This is a genomic window from Bacillus sp. PS95 (assembly GCF_037963565.1).
Lineage (GTDB): Bacteria > Bacillota > Bacilli > Bacillales > Bacillaceae > Bacillus > Bacillus subtilis.
Window position 1 is genome coordinate 2,667,361 of record NZ_CP150160.1, and the last position, 14,127, is coordinate 2,681,487.

Sequence of the window (14,127 nt, forward strand, 5' to 3'; positions counted from 1 at the left end):
TTCCATCGTTAATAGATGGATTGAATGCGCCTTCTTGCACAGATCCATTGTAATCTTGCATGGCTTTAGGAAAGCCTCTATATTGTTTTTTATGAAATCGCCAAGGTCCTTTCATGTATCTGCCTCAAGCATGACATAATCATTATAGAGAAAATTGAATACTTTTTACTGCAAATAAAAAGATACCAATATCATTGGTATCTTTTAGATTGAGTTCATCTGCAGCGGTTTCTTTTCCTCACTGCTTATTTGATTACAAAATTACCGTACTCGTTTGAACGAACATGAATCGGTCCGTTTAGATTATAGTTGTTCTCCTTGGCGATAGAGCGAAGCACGTCCACACGGGCAACTGATTCTCTCCATTCGTCACGGGTGTCATGATTGGCCGGATTCATCAGATCGTCATAGCGTACGTCCAAGAATTTATTTAACCACTTCTTCTCGTCTATTCCGTCTTTAGGTGATCCGCCCGCTTTTTTGTTCGTACGTTTAATCAAGGCATAAAAAGAGTCAGGGTCATCACCATCGCCATGCTGAATAACCGTATCGTACATCACAGCTCTTGCCAATGCTGTTTTTAGTCCGGCATTATCCGATCGTTTCATGGCAGGCTGATAATACAAACGGTCATTTACTTTGTCTTGAGCGGCGCGAAATTCCTTATCATTTGCAAGCGACTTCCAGGCAGAAGCGAATCCCTTGAGATTGCTTGTATCATCGCTTTCTTCCTTGGCCAGACGGCGCAATTCAGGCAGATACTTTTTCAGTTTGTTATTCGGAACTGCCTTTGTGTATACTTCCACTACTTCCAATGCATCCCCGGTAGCCGTTGTAAAGCCTGCCCGTCCGCATGTATAGCCTCGCCCATCATCCAATCGCTCTACATATCCATATTGGATCTCCGTTGTGCCGTTTTCAAAGATACTTGTCAGCTGTTCCGCCCGGCGCTTTTGATCTTTATTCAGTCCCGCCGCAAAAACCGTTTCGCTCATTATCAGGGTAAAAAACATGGTGAAAACAAGTAATGAGATCGCTGCCTTTTTCCAAAAATCTGCTTTTTGCATACTGATTTTCATTGCACTTCCCCTTTCTAAATATTGTAAATACAGACTCAGTATACATGAAGAGACTGCCCTATTGTTGAAAATACATCAATTTGTCAATATTTTGAATCTAAAGTAATATAGCTTGAATCTTACTCTTTTGATTGCCAATCAGCCTTAGCCCCTCTCACTGGGAAGGTCCCTTTCTTACTGCCAACTTTAATTAACAAGATGCCATAAGGCTTTACTCTATTTTATAATGGAGATGATCATCGAAAATCGTTAGGGAGGTGATGTAAATGGCAAGCAAGATGAGAATGCCAGATTCCGCAACGTCCCATGCAAAGCCTATTATTAGGAAGGCGATACTTTGCATGGGGTAGACTTTCTAAAAGATCGCCCAAGTAAGCTTTTCTGATATAGTGGCTTTGCACCTTATTTGACATAAAAAAATAAGGAGCTGGCAGAAATGGCATATGTAAAAGCAACCGCTATTTTACCTGAAAAGCTGATATCGGAAATTCAAAAATATGTTCAAGGAAAAACAATATATATCCCTAAACCTGAATCCTCTCATCAAAAATGGGGTGCGTGTTCAGGAACAAGAAAGCTGATCGATGACAGAAACGCTTCTATTAAAAAAGCATTTAAAAACGGCAAAACCATTCATCAATTATCTGATGAATATCACCTCTCTGATGAAACAATAAAAAAAATTGTCTACTCTAAATAAACAAAACGAAAGCACTGATGAAAAATCATCAGTGCTTTTTATATAGCGAGTTTGTTTCTTAGTTATTTCCTGCATATGATACCATTGGCCAATTGTGTAAAGTTAAGGGAGATGAGAAGAAAGGAAGGTCCTACAAATGACGATAAACAATGGAACATTGCAAGTACCCGGCGCGAACATCCACTATCAGGTGCGTGGCTCAGGTCCAATCATTCTTTTGGTCCACGGCGGAGGCGGTGATGCCGACAAGTTCCATCATGTTGCCAATCATCTGGCTAACTGGTACTCGGTTGTTACTTACGATCGCCGCGGCCATTCCCGCAGCAATCTCGCCAATCAGATTGAGGATTACCGTGTGGAAACACACAGTGACGATGCTCACCGTCTTCTAGCCAAAATCACCAATAAACCGGCATACGTATTTGGAAGTAGCTCCGGGGCTGTTATCGGGCTTGATCTGTGCATACGCCATCCCGAACAAGTACATGTCATGATCCCACACGAACCAATCTTATTGCAGCTTCTGCATGGAAATGAGCTGAAACAAGCCGAGCAATTCATGGAAGACCTTAAGAAAAATCATCGAAGTGAAGTCATTAAATTAATGTCAAGATTAGAGACAGACGAACAATCAAAGGCTGTCCTGACAAAGCGGCTTCTCGGCAATTCAACGTATTTCACTGAGTATGAAATTCAAGGAATTCTCAACTATACATTAGATTTCGAAGCATTAAAAACTGTGTTTACATCTTCACCGATGAAGATACTCCCAGCTGGCGGAAGTGCTTCTCGGGAGCTTTTTCCTTATCGTTGCGCGAACGCCCTAGCGGAACAATTGAAAACAGAATTGGTTGAATTCCCCGGAAATCATACGGGGTACACAATGTACCATAAAGAATTTTCTGAGAGGTTACACGACATGTTAGAAAAAGAAAAGAAACATAGGACCATGCACAACTAACTCAGATAATCGGAGGATTTCTCCTCTTTTTTGTTATATTAACTTGAAATAAAAAAGAAACCTTTGGACTTGTTGAATCCTCAGGTTTCTTTTTATTCTTCTACTTTTTTTCCCGAATAACTAATAACACACCAATTAGAATCAAAGTTGAACCTGCCCAGAAGGTTCCAACATCTGTAATCCGCGATTTGGAAAGTATAAAAGCACAAGTTGTTGAAACAATCCCCAAGTATAACAGCCCGCCCCATGTGTTTTTTATTTGTTTCATCTTATGGGGTCAGTCCCATCATACTTGGTATGTTTTTTTAAGTAGGCCACATCAGAGGAAGCCGATTATATCAATATTGCTTTTGATCCGAAGCTAATTGCATTTGTAACCGACAGGGCCGTCTGATCCTGTGTACACATATGTGTCAGACACATATCCAATATTCACGATCCCCCGGGAATCTTTCCACTGGATTTGGTCCCAGATATTACTCGTTCCATACTTCCCTGTAACAGTTGTTCCATAAGCGTAACAATAATAAGGAACACGGGAGCCGCTCGGAATGGAAAGCATAATAGGATAATTTGTACCAGGACCGCTGCGCATATTAACAGGCGCACCGCTGCTTGTTGAGACCGTAAAGTACTGAACGGCAAGTGCCTGACTGGAAAAAATGAATAATGATGCAATTATAACGGTTAACATACTCAGCATTTTCAGTTTAGTCAATGTCATCCCTCTTTCTTCAATTTCTTTATTTTAGGAATCATAGAACAATGCTACCAGCTGCATTTAGGAACAACCGGACCGTCTGAGCCTGTATACATGTATGTATCAGAGACGAATCCAGGAACGATCTCGCCGCTTGCAAGCGTCCGCTCTGTGTAATTCCAAATATTACTTGTTCCATACTTTCCAGTTACAGTTGTACCGGTTTTGTAGCAATAGATCGGGATGCGGGTTCCGCTCGGAATCGTCGTTACAATTCCCCAACTTGTACCTGGGCCGCTGCGCATATTTACAGGCGCACCGCTGCTTGTTGAAACCGTATAATACTGAGCCGCAAGTGCATGACTAGAAAAAATGAACAATGATGCGATCATTACCATTAGCATACCTAGTCTCTTTAGCTTATTCATCTTATACCCTCCCCTTATAAATGCCGTACGTTTAACTTTCTTACTTCCTGTTACAAGATCTAATTTCAGATACCATGCCCCCTCCCTCCATATATGTATCAATGTACCATAAACTAGATCTTTCAAAAGTGGAATTATTCCTATGTTTTCGACAATTAAGGATACAAAATAAATGGCAGTCAGGCTTGATATTGATGGTGTGTTAAATTTGTCGCCATCATCATTTGCCCAGTCGGTAATCACGATTGACAATTATGAAAAAGGACATGGATCAAGCGGTTTCGTGTCCACCAATTAACTCAATCAGTGTCCTGCTGTCTTGTATCCACGCTTCTCCTCGATTCATAGATACTCCACCTTTTTCACCAATCAAAAACGGACACCAAACAAATCAGCGTAAATGCTGCAAGTTCAGTGTCCGCAACCTATTATGACTTTGCCTTCTTTTAGCAGGGCGTATAAAAATGAAGAGGTACGTTATCAACCGTTATTCTATGATTTTGCGAGTCGAAAAATCACAGCATTTTATATATTTCAATTAGGTTATGATCTGGATCTCTGAAGTGAGCAACTCGGGCACTCCATTCCTTGCGATCATGCGGTTTATTCACACATTTAACTCCTTTTTTGTGTAAATCGTCATACGTTTTATCAACATCTTCTACCTTAAACTGAAGCAAAAATTTTGATTGAGCTTCTCCTTCCCACGATTTTTTTTCCTCTCCAACGATTTCAGCCATCGTTTCTCGAGATAAAAGCTCTATTTTCGTTTCCCCATTATCAAAGAGTGCATATTCCATTTCATTCTCTAACCAACTTATTGGAAGTCCTAATGAATCTTTGTAAAACTCGACGCTTTTCTTAAAATCATTCACCAACAGTCTAATTTGTAACAGCTTCATATCGAGTGCCTCCTATAAAACCATACTTTTTACTGGTCATCCAATTTAATAATACAAAAGGAAACCTGACAGCACTATGTCAAGTTTCCTTGAATAAATTTTTATACTTCACCTTTATTTCAGATTTAAGTGCAGTTTATTCCATGTCATAAGAACGAGCAAAAACAGCGATTCTTAAAACAAAAAATGATACCGAGAGTACTTTCTGTATGCTTCAGCTGCATTTCGGGAAATGTAATGTTGATAAAAGGAGGTTGCATCAATATGGATCATCAAACATTAGCAGCTCACGAGGCTGTTGACTTACATGAAATCGTGAACTTTAAAACACTTTGTATAGCGAAATCAAAGTTAATGCAAGGACTTGTGTTTGACCAAGAACTGAAGGACTTGATGCAAAAAGATGTACAGCAATCCATTCAAGACCTTACTGAATTACAAACGGTTTATGAGCGTGCCTCATTTCAGGCCCCTGTCCCTCAAAGCCGCCCAACGCCAATCATCAATTGAAGAAAGGAAGGTAAGCCTCTTTGAATAATGATCATTTAGACCCCATTAATTCGCTGAATGTGCCTGAACTTGCAGACACTACATTCGCGATGGACTTTCTTATACGAGCTAAGGAAGGCGTAAGGAATACTGCTGTAGCTTTGACAGAAACCGCTTCACCAGATGTAAGAGCACTGCTGAGGAAACAGCTGATGCAAGGAATTGCGATGCACCAAGAGATTACGGAACTGATGATCAGCAAAAAATGGTTCCATCCATATGAGCTTAGTGAACAGTATAAGCTGGATCAGCTCTCTGCAAAAAACACGATCATGGTCGGCAATATGAACCTCTTTCCTGATGAAACAAATCGAAAAGGGATGTTTGACCGGACACCTGATGAACACTAACACTGGAGGTTGTACAGCATGAAGGCAGTAACGTATCAAGGCATTAAAAATGTTGTTGTCAAAGATGTTCCTGATCCAAAGATTGAAAAACCCGATGACATGATTATCAAAGTCACCAGTACAGCCATTTGCGGATCAGATTTACATTTAATCCATGGATTCATTCCTAATATGCAAGAAGACTATGTCATCGGCCATGAACCGATGGGAATTGTTGAAGAAGTTGGTTCTGGTGTGACTAAACTAAAAAAGGGAGATCGGGTAATTATTCCCTTTAATATAGCATGCGGTGAATGCTTTTTTTGTAAAAACCAACTGGAAAGCCAATGTGATCAGTCTAATGACAATGGGGAAATGGGTGCTTATTTCGGCTATTCAGGGCAAACTGGCGGTTATCCAGGCGGGCAAGCTGAATATTTAAGAGTGCCGTTTGCGAATTTTACCCATTTTAAAATCCCTGAATCTTGTGAGGAACCCGATGAGAAATTAAGCGTGATTGCCGATGCCATGACCACCGGCTTTTGGAGTGTGGATAATGCCGGCGTAAAAAAAGGCGATACAGTTATCGTTCTCGGCTGCGGACCAGTCGGCCTGTTTGCTCAAAAGTTTTGTTGGCTAAAAGGCGCAAAACGAGTCATAGCAGTTGACTATGTAAACTATCGCTTACAGCATGCGAAACGTACAAACAAAGTAGAAATCGTTAATTTTGAAGACCATGAGAATACAGGGAATTATTTAAAGGAAATCACGAAAGGCGGAGCGGATGTAGTCATTGACGCTGTTGGGATGGATGGTAAAATGAGCGATCTCGAGTTCCTTGCCAGCGGATTAAAGCTTCATGGCGGAACAATGAGTGCATTGGTCATTGCCTCTCAAGCTGTTCGCAAAGGAGGAACCATACAAATTACAGGTGTGTACGGAGGCAGATATAACGGTTTTCCGCTAGGAGATATTATGCAGCGAAACATCAATATACGCTCTGGACAGGCTCCTGTGATCCACTATATGCCGTACATGTTTGAACTAGTATCGACAGGCAAAATTGATCCGGGAGATGTTGTCAGCCATGTCCTGCCGCTTAGTGAAGCCAAGCATGGCTATGACATTTTTGATTCAAAAATGGATGATTGTATCAAAGTTGTGTTAAAGCCTTAAAAAACGGAGGTTACAGAAATGGAATACGCCTTACACGAAGTGCTTGAGGTTCAGGAAATGACTGCATTTAAGACACTTTGTTTGACGAAATCTAAAACAATGAAAGCACTGGTATCTGATCCGAAGCTGAAAGAAATCATGCAGCAAGATGTTGATATCACCACACGCCAGTTGCAGGAATTTGCCTCTATTTTATCTAATGCAAAGCACGAATGAGGAGATGAATAAATCATGAATCCTATCATAGAATATCTGACTGGCATGAATGTTCTAACAGACCAAATCATTGCTATGGACTTATTAATTTCAGCAAAGAACGGAGTCAGAAATTATGCGATGGCAGCCACTGAAGCCGGAACACCTGAAGTAAAAGAGGTCCTTATCCGCCATTTGGAAGAAGCACTCGATATGCACGAACAACTCTCAAGCTATATGATGGAAAAAGGCTGGTACCATCCTTGGAACCCTGACGAACAAGTCAAGCTGAATTTAAAAAATATTGATACAGCCATTCAATTGCCAACCCTTTAACATACAATGACTGATTTGCTGAGGAACAGTATTGATTGGCCACAACTGTTCCTCAGCTTCAAAATGAGCACTGTTTGTTCGGGTCCTATGACCGTAAATAGATTAACCGCTTTTCTCCATCTGATCTCCGATAATGTTTGCAAATTCTCCAATCCAAATAAGGAATCGTAACCACCTCTTTTTATGCGATCTCTTGATGGAGAAAACAGGCCAGAAACAAAATCCTTCGTTTTTGACCTGCCCTCTTCACACGCAAAGAATGCTACCTTCTTTGCTCCACTGATCCGTGAAGACTTTCCGTTTTAGGCCTGCTTTTGAGCTTTGCCTCGTTTTCGCGCAATTTCCCATCATAATCTTTAATTTTTGTGTCTAATCTTTTAATTGTTTCATCAATTTCTTTCCGCTTCTCTATCAGCCGCTGTCGTTCGTCAGCCAGGATATTTTTTCGAGCTTCTACTGTACGGTCACCTTCGGTAAATAATGTTGTATATTCAATTAGCGCTTCTATCGATAGTCCCGCATTTCGCATGCATTTAATGAATTCAATCCATTTGATATCTTCTTCATCATAGTCGCGAATGCCGCTGTTTTTTCGTTTTACAGGCGGGATTAATCCTACACGTTCGTAATATCGGAGTGTTGCGGCTGTCAGGCCAAACTGCTTTGCCACCTGAGCAATATTCATGATCTTCACCTCTCTATCCTGTATGTTGTGAAGGTAACACTTAAAGTTAACTTTAAGTCAAGCTCAAAACAAGTGGTTAGCTGCTGAATCTGGGTTTATATATTCGGGACTTGCCTTAAAGCACACTTTAAACTCTATACTTCTCCATGCACTAAAAACAGTGTAGTTGGAGGGATTGCTGAATGGCAAATAAACACACTGCCGGAAGAGAACAATTAGGAGAATTTGCGCCAAAGTTTGCTGAACTTAATGATGATGTTTCGGTGACATTTGGGCAAGAGAAGAAGAACTTTCATCCCGGGATCGCAGCATGATTACAGTTTCTGCATTAATTACTGACTGTTTCTCAGCTTATAAATCAGGTTTATTTTAAATGGTTTTTTTAAAAAACCCTTGCCTTAAAGCAGACTTTAAGGTTTATCGTTATGTTGAAGACACCATAAAACATAAATAAGTGCATGTTTTTATTTACAACACTTATGATGAAGAAAGGATAGGTTCATATGTGTAATCAACATCAAACCCGTGTATTAAGCGTGTCACATGCAAAAGCCAAATTTGAACAAACGACGATTGAGCGAAGAGGATTACGGCCGCACGATGTCTTAATCGATATTAAATTCAGCGGTATTTGCCATTCAGACATTCATAGCGCTTTTGATGAATGGGGCGGTGGCATCTTCCCAATGGTGCCTGGACATGAAATAGCCGGTGTCGTAACAGCCGTTGGAGCAGAAGTCACCAAGTTTGCTGTCGGAGACCGCGTTGGTGTCGGCTGTTTTGTTGACTCTTGCGGAGAATGCGAATACTGTCTCAACGGAGAGGAACAATTCTGCACGAAGGGTGTTGTTCAAACGTATAACTCAGTAGACTACGACGGAAACCCCACTTATGGCGGGTACAGCCAAAAAATCGTTGTCACTGACAGATTTGTTGTTCGCATACCAGATCGTTTGGAAATGGATGTTGCCAGTCCGCTGTTGTGTGCAGGTATCACCACGTATTCCCCGCTGAAACACTGGAATGTTGGCCCTGGTAAAAAAGTTGCGATTGTAGGCGTGGGTGGCCTTGGACATTTGGCGATTCAATTTGCACATGCGATGGGTGCAGAGGTAACCGTTCTGAGCCGTTCCATGAATAAGAAAGAGGAAGCTCTGGAACTCGGTGCAAATCATTACTTTGCAACAAGTGACCCAGCTACATTCACTGCATTGGCCGGGCGTTTTGACGTGATCTTAAATACGGTATCGGCAAATCTCGATGTAGATGCCTATTTATCAATGCTTCGTATAGACGGGACACTTGTAAACGTTGGAGCTCCTGCCAAGCCGGACACATACAGTGTGTTTTCCCTAATCATGGGGCGCCGCAGCATTGCAGGTTCTCTAGTCGGCGGAATTCAAGAAACTCAAGAGATGCTGGATTTCGCAGCTGAGCATGGCATCGAACCTAAAATCGAAGTCATCGGAGCTGACCAAGTGGACGAAGCATACGAACGTATCCTCCGAAGCGATGTCCGTTATCGATTTGTGATTGATATTTCCACATTGTAATAGGTTATTCCTTATATGGGGCTGACCCGCTTTTATTGAAACTCACGAAAAACGATCTCGTTAAGCAAATATTTTGAAGGCCGGTCAATCTTCCTGTTATTCTATGAATAGAGAGTTATTAGGAGGGTTTTTTATGAGCAAAAAAATCGCAGTTCTTGTTACAGACCAATTCGAAGACATCGAATATACAAGTCCAGTAAAAGCATACGAAGAAGCTGGCTACAGTGTTGTGGCTATCGATTTGGAAGCCGGCAAAGAAGTTACCGGTAAGCATGGCGAGAAAGTAAAGATTGACAAAGCCATCTCTGATGTGGATGCAAGTGACTTTGATGCACTTTTAATTCCTGGAGGATTCTCTCCGGATTTGCTTCGTGCAGATGACCGTCCGGGTGAATTCGCAAAAGCATTTATCGAAAACAAAAAACCTGTTTTCGCAATTTGCCACGGCCCGCAAGTACTGATTGATACGGATCTTCTAAAAGGCAAAGATATCACAGGCTACCGCAGCATCCGCAAAGATTTAATCAATGCCGGTGCAAACTACAAAGATGCAGAAGTAGTCGTCAGCCACAACATTGTCACAAGCAGAACACCTGATGATTTGGAAGCATTTAACCGCGAATCTTTAAACTTGTTAAAATAACGAGAAGGCACAGACTGTTCGGGTCTGTGCCTTTTTTAACATTAAGACTCCTTCGTTACATTCTGAAAGACAGCAGTCGCGTCCCACACATTCAAGCCAAATTGGCCTTCTGAAAATGCGGAATCATGTGCATCAATCACAAGACGATCATCTAAATAGATTTTAAAGCGATCGCCCTCGGCCTCTGTTTTCAGATGATACTTTTTATTAACGTCTATCGGTGTTTTGTATTCAGCAATGACAGAAGCAGCACCGTTCTCAAATTTAAAGAATTTCACTAGATCATGCTTCGCATCCACATTGGCAAGGTAACCGTTTTTGGCATCTTTGTCAGAGCGAAACATTAGTGCTCCTGCCCCTCTTCCGTTTCCATCCTTAATGGTGATATCAGATTCATAAGTGAAGTCTGACCCGGATGCTGAAGACAAGATAAAGGAATCTCCGTCCGACCTCCCTTGTTTCCCCTCAATTGTGTCTGCCCATGTGCCATTTACAGTCGTCCAGCCAGTCAAATTGGACATAAAAGGTGACGTTCCCCATACCTTTTTCAAAGGGTGTATCGTTAAAGATTTTACCTTTACACCGCCCTTTGCAGCATATAATTCAAGCCCTTTGCTTGATCGGTCTGGGAGAATAATATCCGTTATGACCTGCTTTCCGTCATTCCCAAATACTTCAACCGAGGAGCGGTCAACAAAAATGCGCATCTTAACCTTCCCATTTACCGGCTTCAATGGGGCTGTTTCTTTTCCGGTGTTAAAGGCCGGATTAAAGGTATTGTTGCCCGACTCGCTCCGGTCAACGAACAATTTGGCGTTCCTTCGGTCATAACCGACCTTCGTAAATTGATTTTCACCTGTTCGGACCTTAAAACCAAATTCAGCAGCTGAACCAGAGCTTACTTTAAATTCTGCATTTATTTCATAGGCATCTCCAGATTGCCCCGCTAACACATTATGACTTGCAGGCGATATGGTCAGATTCTTCCACTTCTTAGAGGTTCCGCGAATGGTTTCCAGCTCTTTCACCGGTGTTTGGACCACTCTAACCCCTTTGGTAAACGCTTTCAATTTTAACTCTCTTGGAATGGACGTTGCACTTCTCCATGGGGATGTCGGAACATCATTCGCATATTGCCAATTGCTCATCCACCCTAACCATAGCCGGCGGCTGTCTGTGGATGGAATATCAGACCAGGATACAGCCGCATAAAAGTCTCTGCCGTAATCCGTCCAGAGAACTTTGTTTGGCGGGTTTTCATTTTTAAAATGAGTTCCATCAAAGTCCCCTACAAAATATTGCATGCCTGATCCTCCCGAGACCGCTCCGTTTCCGACACTGACCTGCATGACCCATTTTTTTCGATTCGGATTGCCGTCTACCGGAAGCTCAAATAAATCCGGGCATTCCCATACTCCCCCGTGGCTTCCTTGATCCTGTCCAAATTCACTTGCATACCTCCACTGCTTCAGATTTTTTGATGTATAAATGAGGATTCGGTCACCGGCCGCAAGCACCATCACCCACTTTTTTTCTTTTTCATACCAAAAGACTTTTGGATCGCGAAAATCTTTTTTACCCGGGTTTGGAATGACAGGGTTGCCAGCGTACTTCGTCCATGTTCTTCCTTTGTCATTGCTATAGGCAATACTTTGCACTTGATGGCCTTCCCGATCCTGTGTATAAATGGCCACAAGCGGCTTCTCTTTGCCTGTTTGAAAACCGCTTGTGTTATTTTTATCTACAACTGCGCTTCCAGAAAAGATCGTGCCTTTTTCATCCGGATACAGCGCAACAGGAAGGTGTTCCCATGTAACCAAATCTTTGCTGACGGCATGCCCCCAATGCATGGGCCCCCACTGAAGCCCGTATGGATGGTATTGATAGAACAAGTGATATTCCCCAGCATAATATACCATTCCGTTTGGGTCATTCATCCAGTTTGCCTCCGGTGTGAAGTGATATTGAGGACGGTAATCCTCATCATAGTAGCTTGAATCGGCTGCATCTGCCGAAAATGCCATAGTCAACAGCAGGGTGAACATGATCATGACTTGAATAAGTCTCTTTTTCATTTGTTCCTTCGCTCCTCTCTTCATGTTTGAACACTTTCAAGAGAGACTGCTGCGCAAGCTGGTCCGTTTCTGGCAATTCTCCTCTGTTTCGCTGTTATCCGAATGATTTATATATGAAAAGACTGCTGCAGTTTCTCTCTTTTTCCTTCACACACCTTATGCTAAGAATCCAGCCCAATACCCGAGAATCCCGATGACAAAGATGCCGCAAATAATGAGAAGAGGATTCACCCCTTTGCGAAGCATCCATGCCACCAATAACGTTAATCCGAGAGGCAGCGCACCCGGCATAATGCTGTCTAACACGTTTTGTACCGTTTGAACATCTACTTTTCCGCTTTCATCCTTAATCCTGGATACAACGATTGGAATGTTGATGGTGGTCCATTTGGACACGAGAGCCCCCATAACAAATAACCCGAGAATCGAAGCGCCCTCTGTAAGCTTTTGAATGCGATTCCCCGCTAAATCCTGAAGAATCTCCATTCCTTTCACATAGCCATACTTTAATCCGTAATATTTTGTGCTTAATCTTATGGCATTCAGCAAGAAAAAGAATAGCAAAGGGCCGGCAATGTTTCCTCCTAAAGCAAGGGAGGCTCCTAGCGCAGCTAAGACAGGACGAATCGTTCCCCAGAAAATTGGGTCGCCTACGCCCGCTATTGGTCCCATCAAACCAATTTTCATTCCGCTTATCGCTTTTCCGTCAATTCCTTTATTGTTCGCCATTTCTTCTTCCATGGCTGCCGTCACGCCAAATATAGGCGCTGTCAGCCACGGATGTGTATTAAACCATTCCAAATGCCGCTGCAAGGCTTCGTTTCTTTTCGCTCCGGGACCGTACAATTTTTTGATCGCCGGTATCATGACATAACAATATCCCATTGCCTGCACACGTTCGAAGTTAAAGGAACCGAGCAAAAAATTTGAACGAATAAACATGCTGAAAATTTCTTTTTTCGTTAATCGTTTTTCTTTCTCCATTTTTTCTTCCCCCCTCATCGTTTAGGCATCAAGATCATCATCGTCATCATAAACAGCAACACTGCCACTGTCTGATGCGGCCGCGACTGCTCCGTGAGCGCTTTGTTTTTGCATCACCTGCTGGTATAAAAGCGCCAGACAGAGACCAAGGGCTCCAAATCCCACTAAGTTAAAATCGGTAAACGCCGCTAATAAGAAACCAATATAGAAAAATGGCTTTAAATAAGGAATATTCATCATATTGATCACCATGGCATACCCGACAACCACAATAATGCCTCCGCCTATTTGCAGTCCTTTTGTAATGACATCAGGAATATTTCCCAGGAACGCCTGAACAGCGCTGACACTAATTAAAGCAACAATCAATGTAGGAATCATGACGCGCAAAGCTTGAAACACCATCGCGGTAATATGCATAATTTCAATTCCTTTTATATTTCCCGCTTTTGCATATTGATCAGCGCGGTGGATGAAAAAGACAGTGATCGTCCGAACAAAAATCGTCAGCGCCTGACCCGCAGCTGCTAAAGCAACAGCGACAGCAATCCCTTCGCCAATTCCCTGATCAGCGGTAATAACTAAAATGGTTGAGATGACAGAGGCGATCGCTGTATCAGGTGCCATGGCAAGCCCGACGTTCATCCAGCCGAGCGCCATCAGCTCCAGTGTGCCTCCAAGAATAATTCCCGTTTTTAAGTCCCCGAGCACCAAGCCAACTAACGTACAGGCCACAAGCGGCCGGTGTGTCTGCCCTTCATCCAATACACTTGCGATTCCGGTGATTGCTGCAATGATTAACAACAAAATAATTTGTAATGAAGACATATTC

20 protein-coding genes and 1 pseudogene are annotated in these 14,127 nt (G+C 42.3%); 11 read left to right on the forward strand and 10 right to left on the reverse strand.

What is annotated here, in order from left to right; genetic code table 11:
* Nucleotides 1–245: 245 nt before the first annotated feature.
* A complete protein-coding gene (gene csn, locus NSQ12_RS13900) occupies nt 246–1,079 on the reverse strand; it encodes a chitosanase (RefSeq protein ID WP_085186596.1) in 834 nt (277 codons plus the stop codon).
* A 436-nt stretch (nt 1,080–1,515) separates the two neighbouring features.
* Here csn and NSQ12_RS13905 point away from each other — a divergent pair, with 436 nt between their 5' ends.
* A complete protein-coding gene (locus NSQ12_RS13905; protein ID WP_015384191.1) occupies nt 1,516–1,779 on the forward strand; it encodes a CD3324 family protein in 264 nt (87 codons plus the stop codon).
* A gap of 136 nt (nt 1,780–1,915) precedes the next feature.
* Nucleotides 1,916–2,740: an alpha/beta hydrolase gene (locus NSQ12_RS13910; protein WP_085186598.1), complete on the forward strand. Its 825-nt coding sequence runs from the start codon at nt 1,916–1,918 to the stop codon at nt 2,738–2,740.
* A 361-nt stretch (nt 2,741–3,101) separates the two neighbouring features.
* On the opposite strand, the gene NSQ12_RS13915 is transcribed toward NSQ12_RS13910, so the two are convergent.
* Together NSQ12_RS13915 and NSQ12_RS13920 are read right to left on the reverse strand one after the other, a co-directional pair.
* Nucleotides 3,102–3,458: an SH3 domain-containing protein gene (locus tag NSQ12_RS13915; protein ID WP_339174933.1), complete on the reverse strand. Its 357-nt coding sequence runs from the start codon at nt 3,456–3,458 to the stop codon at nt 3,102–3,104.
* A gap of 50 nt (nt 3,459–3,508) precedes the next feature.
* Entirely contained in the window at nt 3,509–3,868 is a 360-nt protein-coding gene (locus tag NSQ12_RS13920; RefSeq protein ID WP_069839574.1) for an SH3 domain-containing protein, read from the reverse strand.
* 172 nt (nt 3,869–4,040) lie between these two features.
* Here NSQ12_RS13920 and NSQ12_RS13925 point away from each other — a divergent pair, with 172 nt between their 5' ends.
* Nucleotides 4,041–4,166: a hypothetical protein gene (locus tag NSQ12_RS13925; protein WP_258185623.1), complete on the forward strand. Its 126-nt coding sequence runs from the start codon at nt 4,041–4,043 to the stop codon at nt 4,164–4,166.
* Here NSQ12_RS13925 and NSQ12_RS13930 read toward each other — a convergent pair.
* Together NSQ12_RS13930 and NSQ12_RS13935 are read right to left on the reverse strand one after the other, a co-directional pair.
* Nucleotides 4,140–4,241 carry a hypothetical protein gene (locus NSQ12_RS13930; RefSeq protein ID WP_122060478.1) on the reverse strand — a complete coding sequence of 34 codons (102 nt, stop codon included), beginning with the start codon at nt 4,239–4,241 and terminating at the stop codon, nt 4,140–4,142. The genes NSQ12_RS13925 and NSQ12_RS13930 overlap by 27 nt on opposite strands.
* A gap of 142 nt (nt 4,242–4,383) precedes the next feature.
* Nucleotides 4,384–4,770: a VOC family protein gene (locus tag NSQ12_RS13935; protein WP_085186602.1), complete on the reverse strand. Its 387-nt coding sequence runs from the start codon at nt 4,768–4,770 to the stop codon at nt 4,384–4,386.
* Between the two features lie 264 nt (nt 4,771–5,034).
* Between NSQ12_RS13935 and NSQ12_RS13940 the strand changes: the two genes are divergently transcribed.
* From NSQ12_RS13940 to NSQ12_RS13960, 5 genes are read left to right on the forward strand one after another with little or no spacing between them, the layout of a single operon-like run.
* Nucleotides 5,035–5,280 carry a spore gernimation protein GerQ gene (locus NSQ12_RS13940; RefSeq protein ID WP_339174936.1) on the forward strand — a complete coding sequence of 82 codons (246 nt, stop codon included), beginning with the start codon at nt 5,035–5,037 and terminating at the stop codon, nt 5,278–5,280.
* A gap of 20 nt (nt 5,281–5,300) precedes the next feature.
* Complete coding sequence (locus NSQ12_RS13945; RefSeq protein WP_009967868.1) at nt 5,301–5,669, forward strand: spore coat protein; 369 nt, start codon at nt 5,301–5,303, stop codon at nt 5,667–5,669.
* 18 nt (nt 5,670–5,687) lie between these two features.
* Nucleotides 5,688–6,824: a zinc-dependent alcohol dehydrogenase gene (locus NSQ12_RS13950; protein ID WP_339174938.1), complete on the forward strand. Its 1,137-nt coding sequence runs from the start codon at nt 5,688–5,690 to the stop codon at nt 6,822–6,824.
* 18 nt (nt 6,825–6,842) lie between these two features.
* Nucleotides 6,843–7,040, forward strand: coding sequence for a hypothetical protein (locus tag NSQ12_RS13955; protein WP_014480384.1), 198 nt, complete (start codon nt 6,843–6,845; stop codon nt 7,038–7,040).
* Between the two features lie 15 nt (nt 7,041–7,055).
* Entirely contained in the window at nt 7,056–7,355 is a 300-nt protein-coding gene (locus tag NSQ12_RS13960; protein WP_003246006.1) for a spore coat protein, read from the forward strand.
* Between the two features lie 262 nt (nt 7,356–7,617).
* On the opposite strand, the gene adhR is transcribed toward NSQ12_RS13960, so the two are convergent.
* Nucleotides 7,618–8,040 carry an aldehyde stress transcriptional regulator AdhR gene (adhR, locus tag NSQ12_RS13965; RefSeq protein ID WP_014480386.1) on the reverse strand — a complete coding sequence of 141 codons (423 nt, stop codon included), beginning with the start codon at nt 8,038–8,040 and terminating at the stop codon, nt 7,618–7,620.
* 182 nt (nt 8,041–8,222) lie between these two features.
* Here adhR and NSQ12_RS13970 point away from each other — a divergent pair.
* The 3 genes and pseudogenes from NSQ12_RS13970 (at nt 8,223) to yraA (ending at nt 10,236) form a co-directional block, all read left to right on the forward strand.
* Nucleotides 8,223–8,413: pseudogene (locus NSQ12_RS13970) on the forward strand (carboxymuconolactone decarboxylase family protein).
* Nucleotides 8,414–8,543: 130 nt separating this feature from the next.
* Nucleotides 8,544–9,593, forward strand: a complete 1,050-nt coding sequence (gene adhA, locus NSQ12_RS13975) for a formaldehyde dehydrogenase AdhA (protein ID WP_014480388.1) — start codon at nt 8,544–8,546, stop codon at nt 9,591–9,593.
* A 133-nt stretch (nt 9,594–9,726) separates the two neighbouring features.
* The gene (gene yraA, locus NSQ12_RS13980) at nt 9,727–10,236 is read left to right on the forward strand and encodes a cysteine protease YraA (RefSeq protein WP_085186606.1); all 510 of its coding nucleotides are present in this window, start codon (nt 9,727–9,729) and stop codon (nt 10,234–10,236) included.
* A gap of 41 nt (nt 10,237–10,277) precedes the next feature.
* Here the strand turns inward: yraA and sacC are convergent, their stop codons facing one another.
* From sacC to levF, 4 genes are all read right to left on the reverse strand, one after another.
* A complete protein-coding gene (sacC, locus tag NSQ12_RS13985) occupies nt 10,278–12,287 on the reverse strand; it encodes a levanase (RefSeq protein ID WP_339176686.1) in 2,010 nt (669 codons plus the stop codon).
* Nucleotides 12,220–12,387, reverse strand: a complete 168-nt coding sequence (locus NSQ12_RS13990) for a hypothetical protein (RefSeq protein ID WP_225722062.1) — start codon at nt 12,385–12,387, stop codon at nt 12,220–12,222. The genes sacC and NSQ12_RS13990 overlap by 68 nt, the downstream gene beginning before the upstream one ends.
* An 80-nt stretch (nt 12,388–12,467) precedes the next feature.
* Complete coding sequence (gene levG, locus NSQ12_RS13995) at nt 12,468–13,295, reverse strand: PTS fructose transporter subunit IID (protein ID WP_003229834.1); 828 nt, start codon at nt 13,293–13,295, stop codon at nt 12,468–12,470.
* A 21-nt stretch (nt 13,296–13,316) separates the two neighbouring features.
* Nucleotides 13,317–14,123, reverse strand: a complete 807-nt coding sequence (gene levF, locus NSQ12_RS14000; RefSeq protein ID WP_014477476.1) for a PTS fructose transporter subunit IIC — start codon at nt 14,121–14,123, stop codon at nt 13,317–13,319.
* Nucleotides 14,124–14,127 lie beyond the last annotated feature (4 nt).

Bases quoted from the DNA above. Each gene is read 5' to 3' on its own strand.
- csn (WP_085186596.1), bottom strand. From the start codon at position 1,079: ATGAAAATCAGTATGCAAAAAGCAGATTTTTGGAAAAAGGCAGCGATC.
- NSQ12_RS13905 (WP_015384191.1), top strand. From the start codon at position 1,516: ATGGCATATGTAAAAGCAACCGCTATTTTACCTGAAAAGCTGATATCG.
- NSQ12_RS13910 (WP_085186598.1), top strand. From the start codon at position 1,916: ATGACGATAAACAATGGAACATTGCAAGTACCCGGCGCGAACATCCAC.
- NSQ12_RS13920 (WP_069839574.1), bottom strand. From the start codon at position 3,868: ATGAATAAGCTAAAGAGACTAGGTATGCTAATGGTAATGATCGCATCA.
- NSQ12_RS13925 (WP_258185623.1), top strand. From the start codon at position 4,041: ATGGCAGTCAGGCTTGATATTGATGGTGTGTTAAATTTGTCGCCATCA.
- NSQ12_RS13935 (WP_085186602.1), bottom strand. From the start codon at position 4,770: ATGAAGCTGTTACAAATTAGACTGTTGGTGAATGATTTTAAGAAAAGC.
- NSQ12_RS13940 (WP_339174936.1), top strand. From the start codon at position 5,035: ATGGATCATCAAACATTAGCAGCTCACGAGGCTGTTGACTTACATGAA.
- NSQ12_RS13950 (WP_339174938.1), top strand. From the start codon at position 5,688: ATGAAGGCAGTAACGTATCAAGGCATTAAAAATGTTGTTGTCAAAGAT.
- NSQ12_RS13955 (WP_014480384.1), top strand. From the start codon at position 6,843: ATGGAATACGCCTTACACGAAGTGCTTGAGGTTCAGGAAATGACTGCA.
- NSQ12_RS13960 (WP_003246006.1), top strand. From the start codon at position 7,056: ATGAATCCTATCATAGAATATCTGACTGGCATGAATGTTCTAACAGAC.
- adhR (WP_014480386.1), bottom strand. From the start codon at position 8,040: ATGAATATTGCTCAGGTGGCAAAGCAGTTTGGCCTGACAGCCGCAACA.
- adhA (WP_014480388.1), top strand. From the start codon at position 8,544: ATGTGTAATCAACATCAAACCCGTGTATTAAGCGTGTCACATGCAAAA.
- yraA (WP_085186606.1), top strand. From the start codon at position 9,727: ATGAGCAAAAAAATCGCAGTTCTTGTTACAGACCAATTCGAAGACATC.
- sacC (WP_339176686.1), bottom strand. From the start codon at position 12,287: ATGATCATGTTCACCCTGCTGTTGACTATGGCATTTTCGGCAGATGCA.
- levG (WP_003229834.1), bottom strand. From the start codon at position 13,295: ATGGAGAAAGAAAAACGATTAACGAAAAAAGAAATTTTCAGCATGTTT.
- levF (WP_014477476.1), bottom strand. From the start codon at position 14,123: ATGTCTTCATTACAAATTATTTTGTTGTTAATCATTGCAGCAATCACC.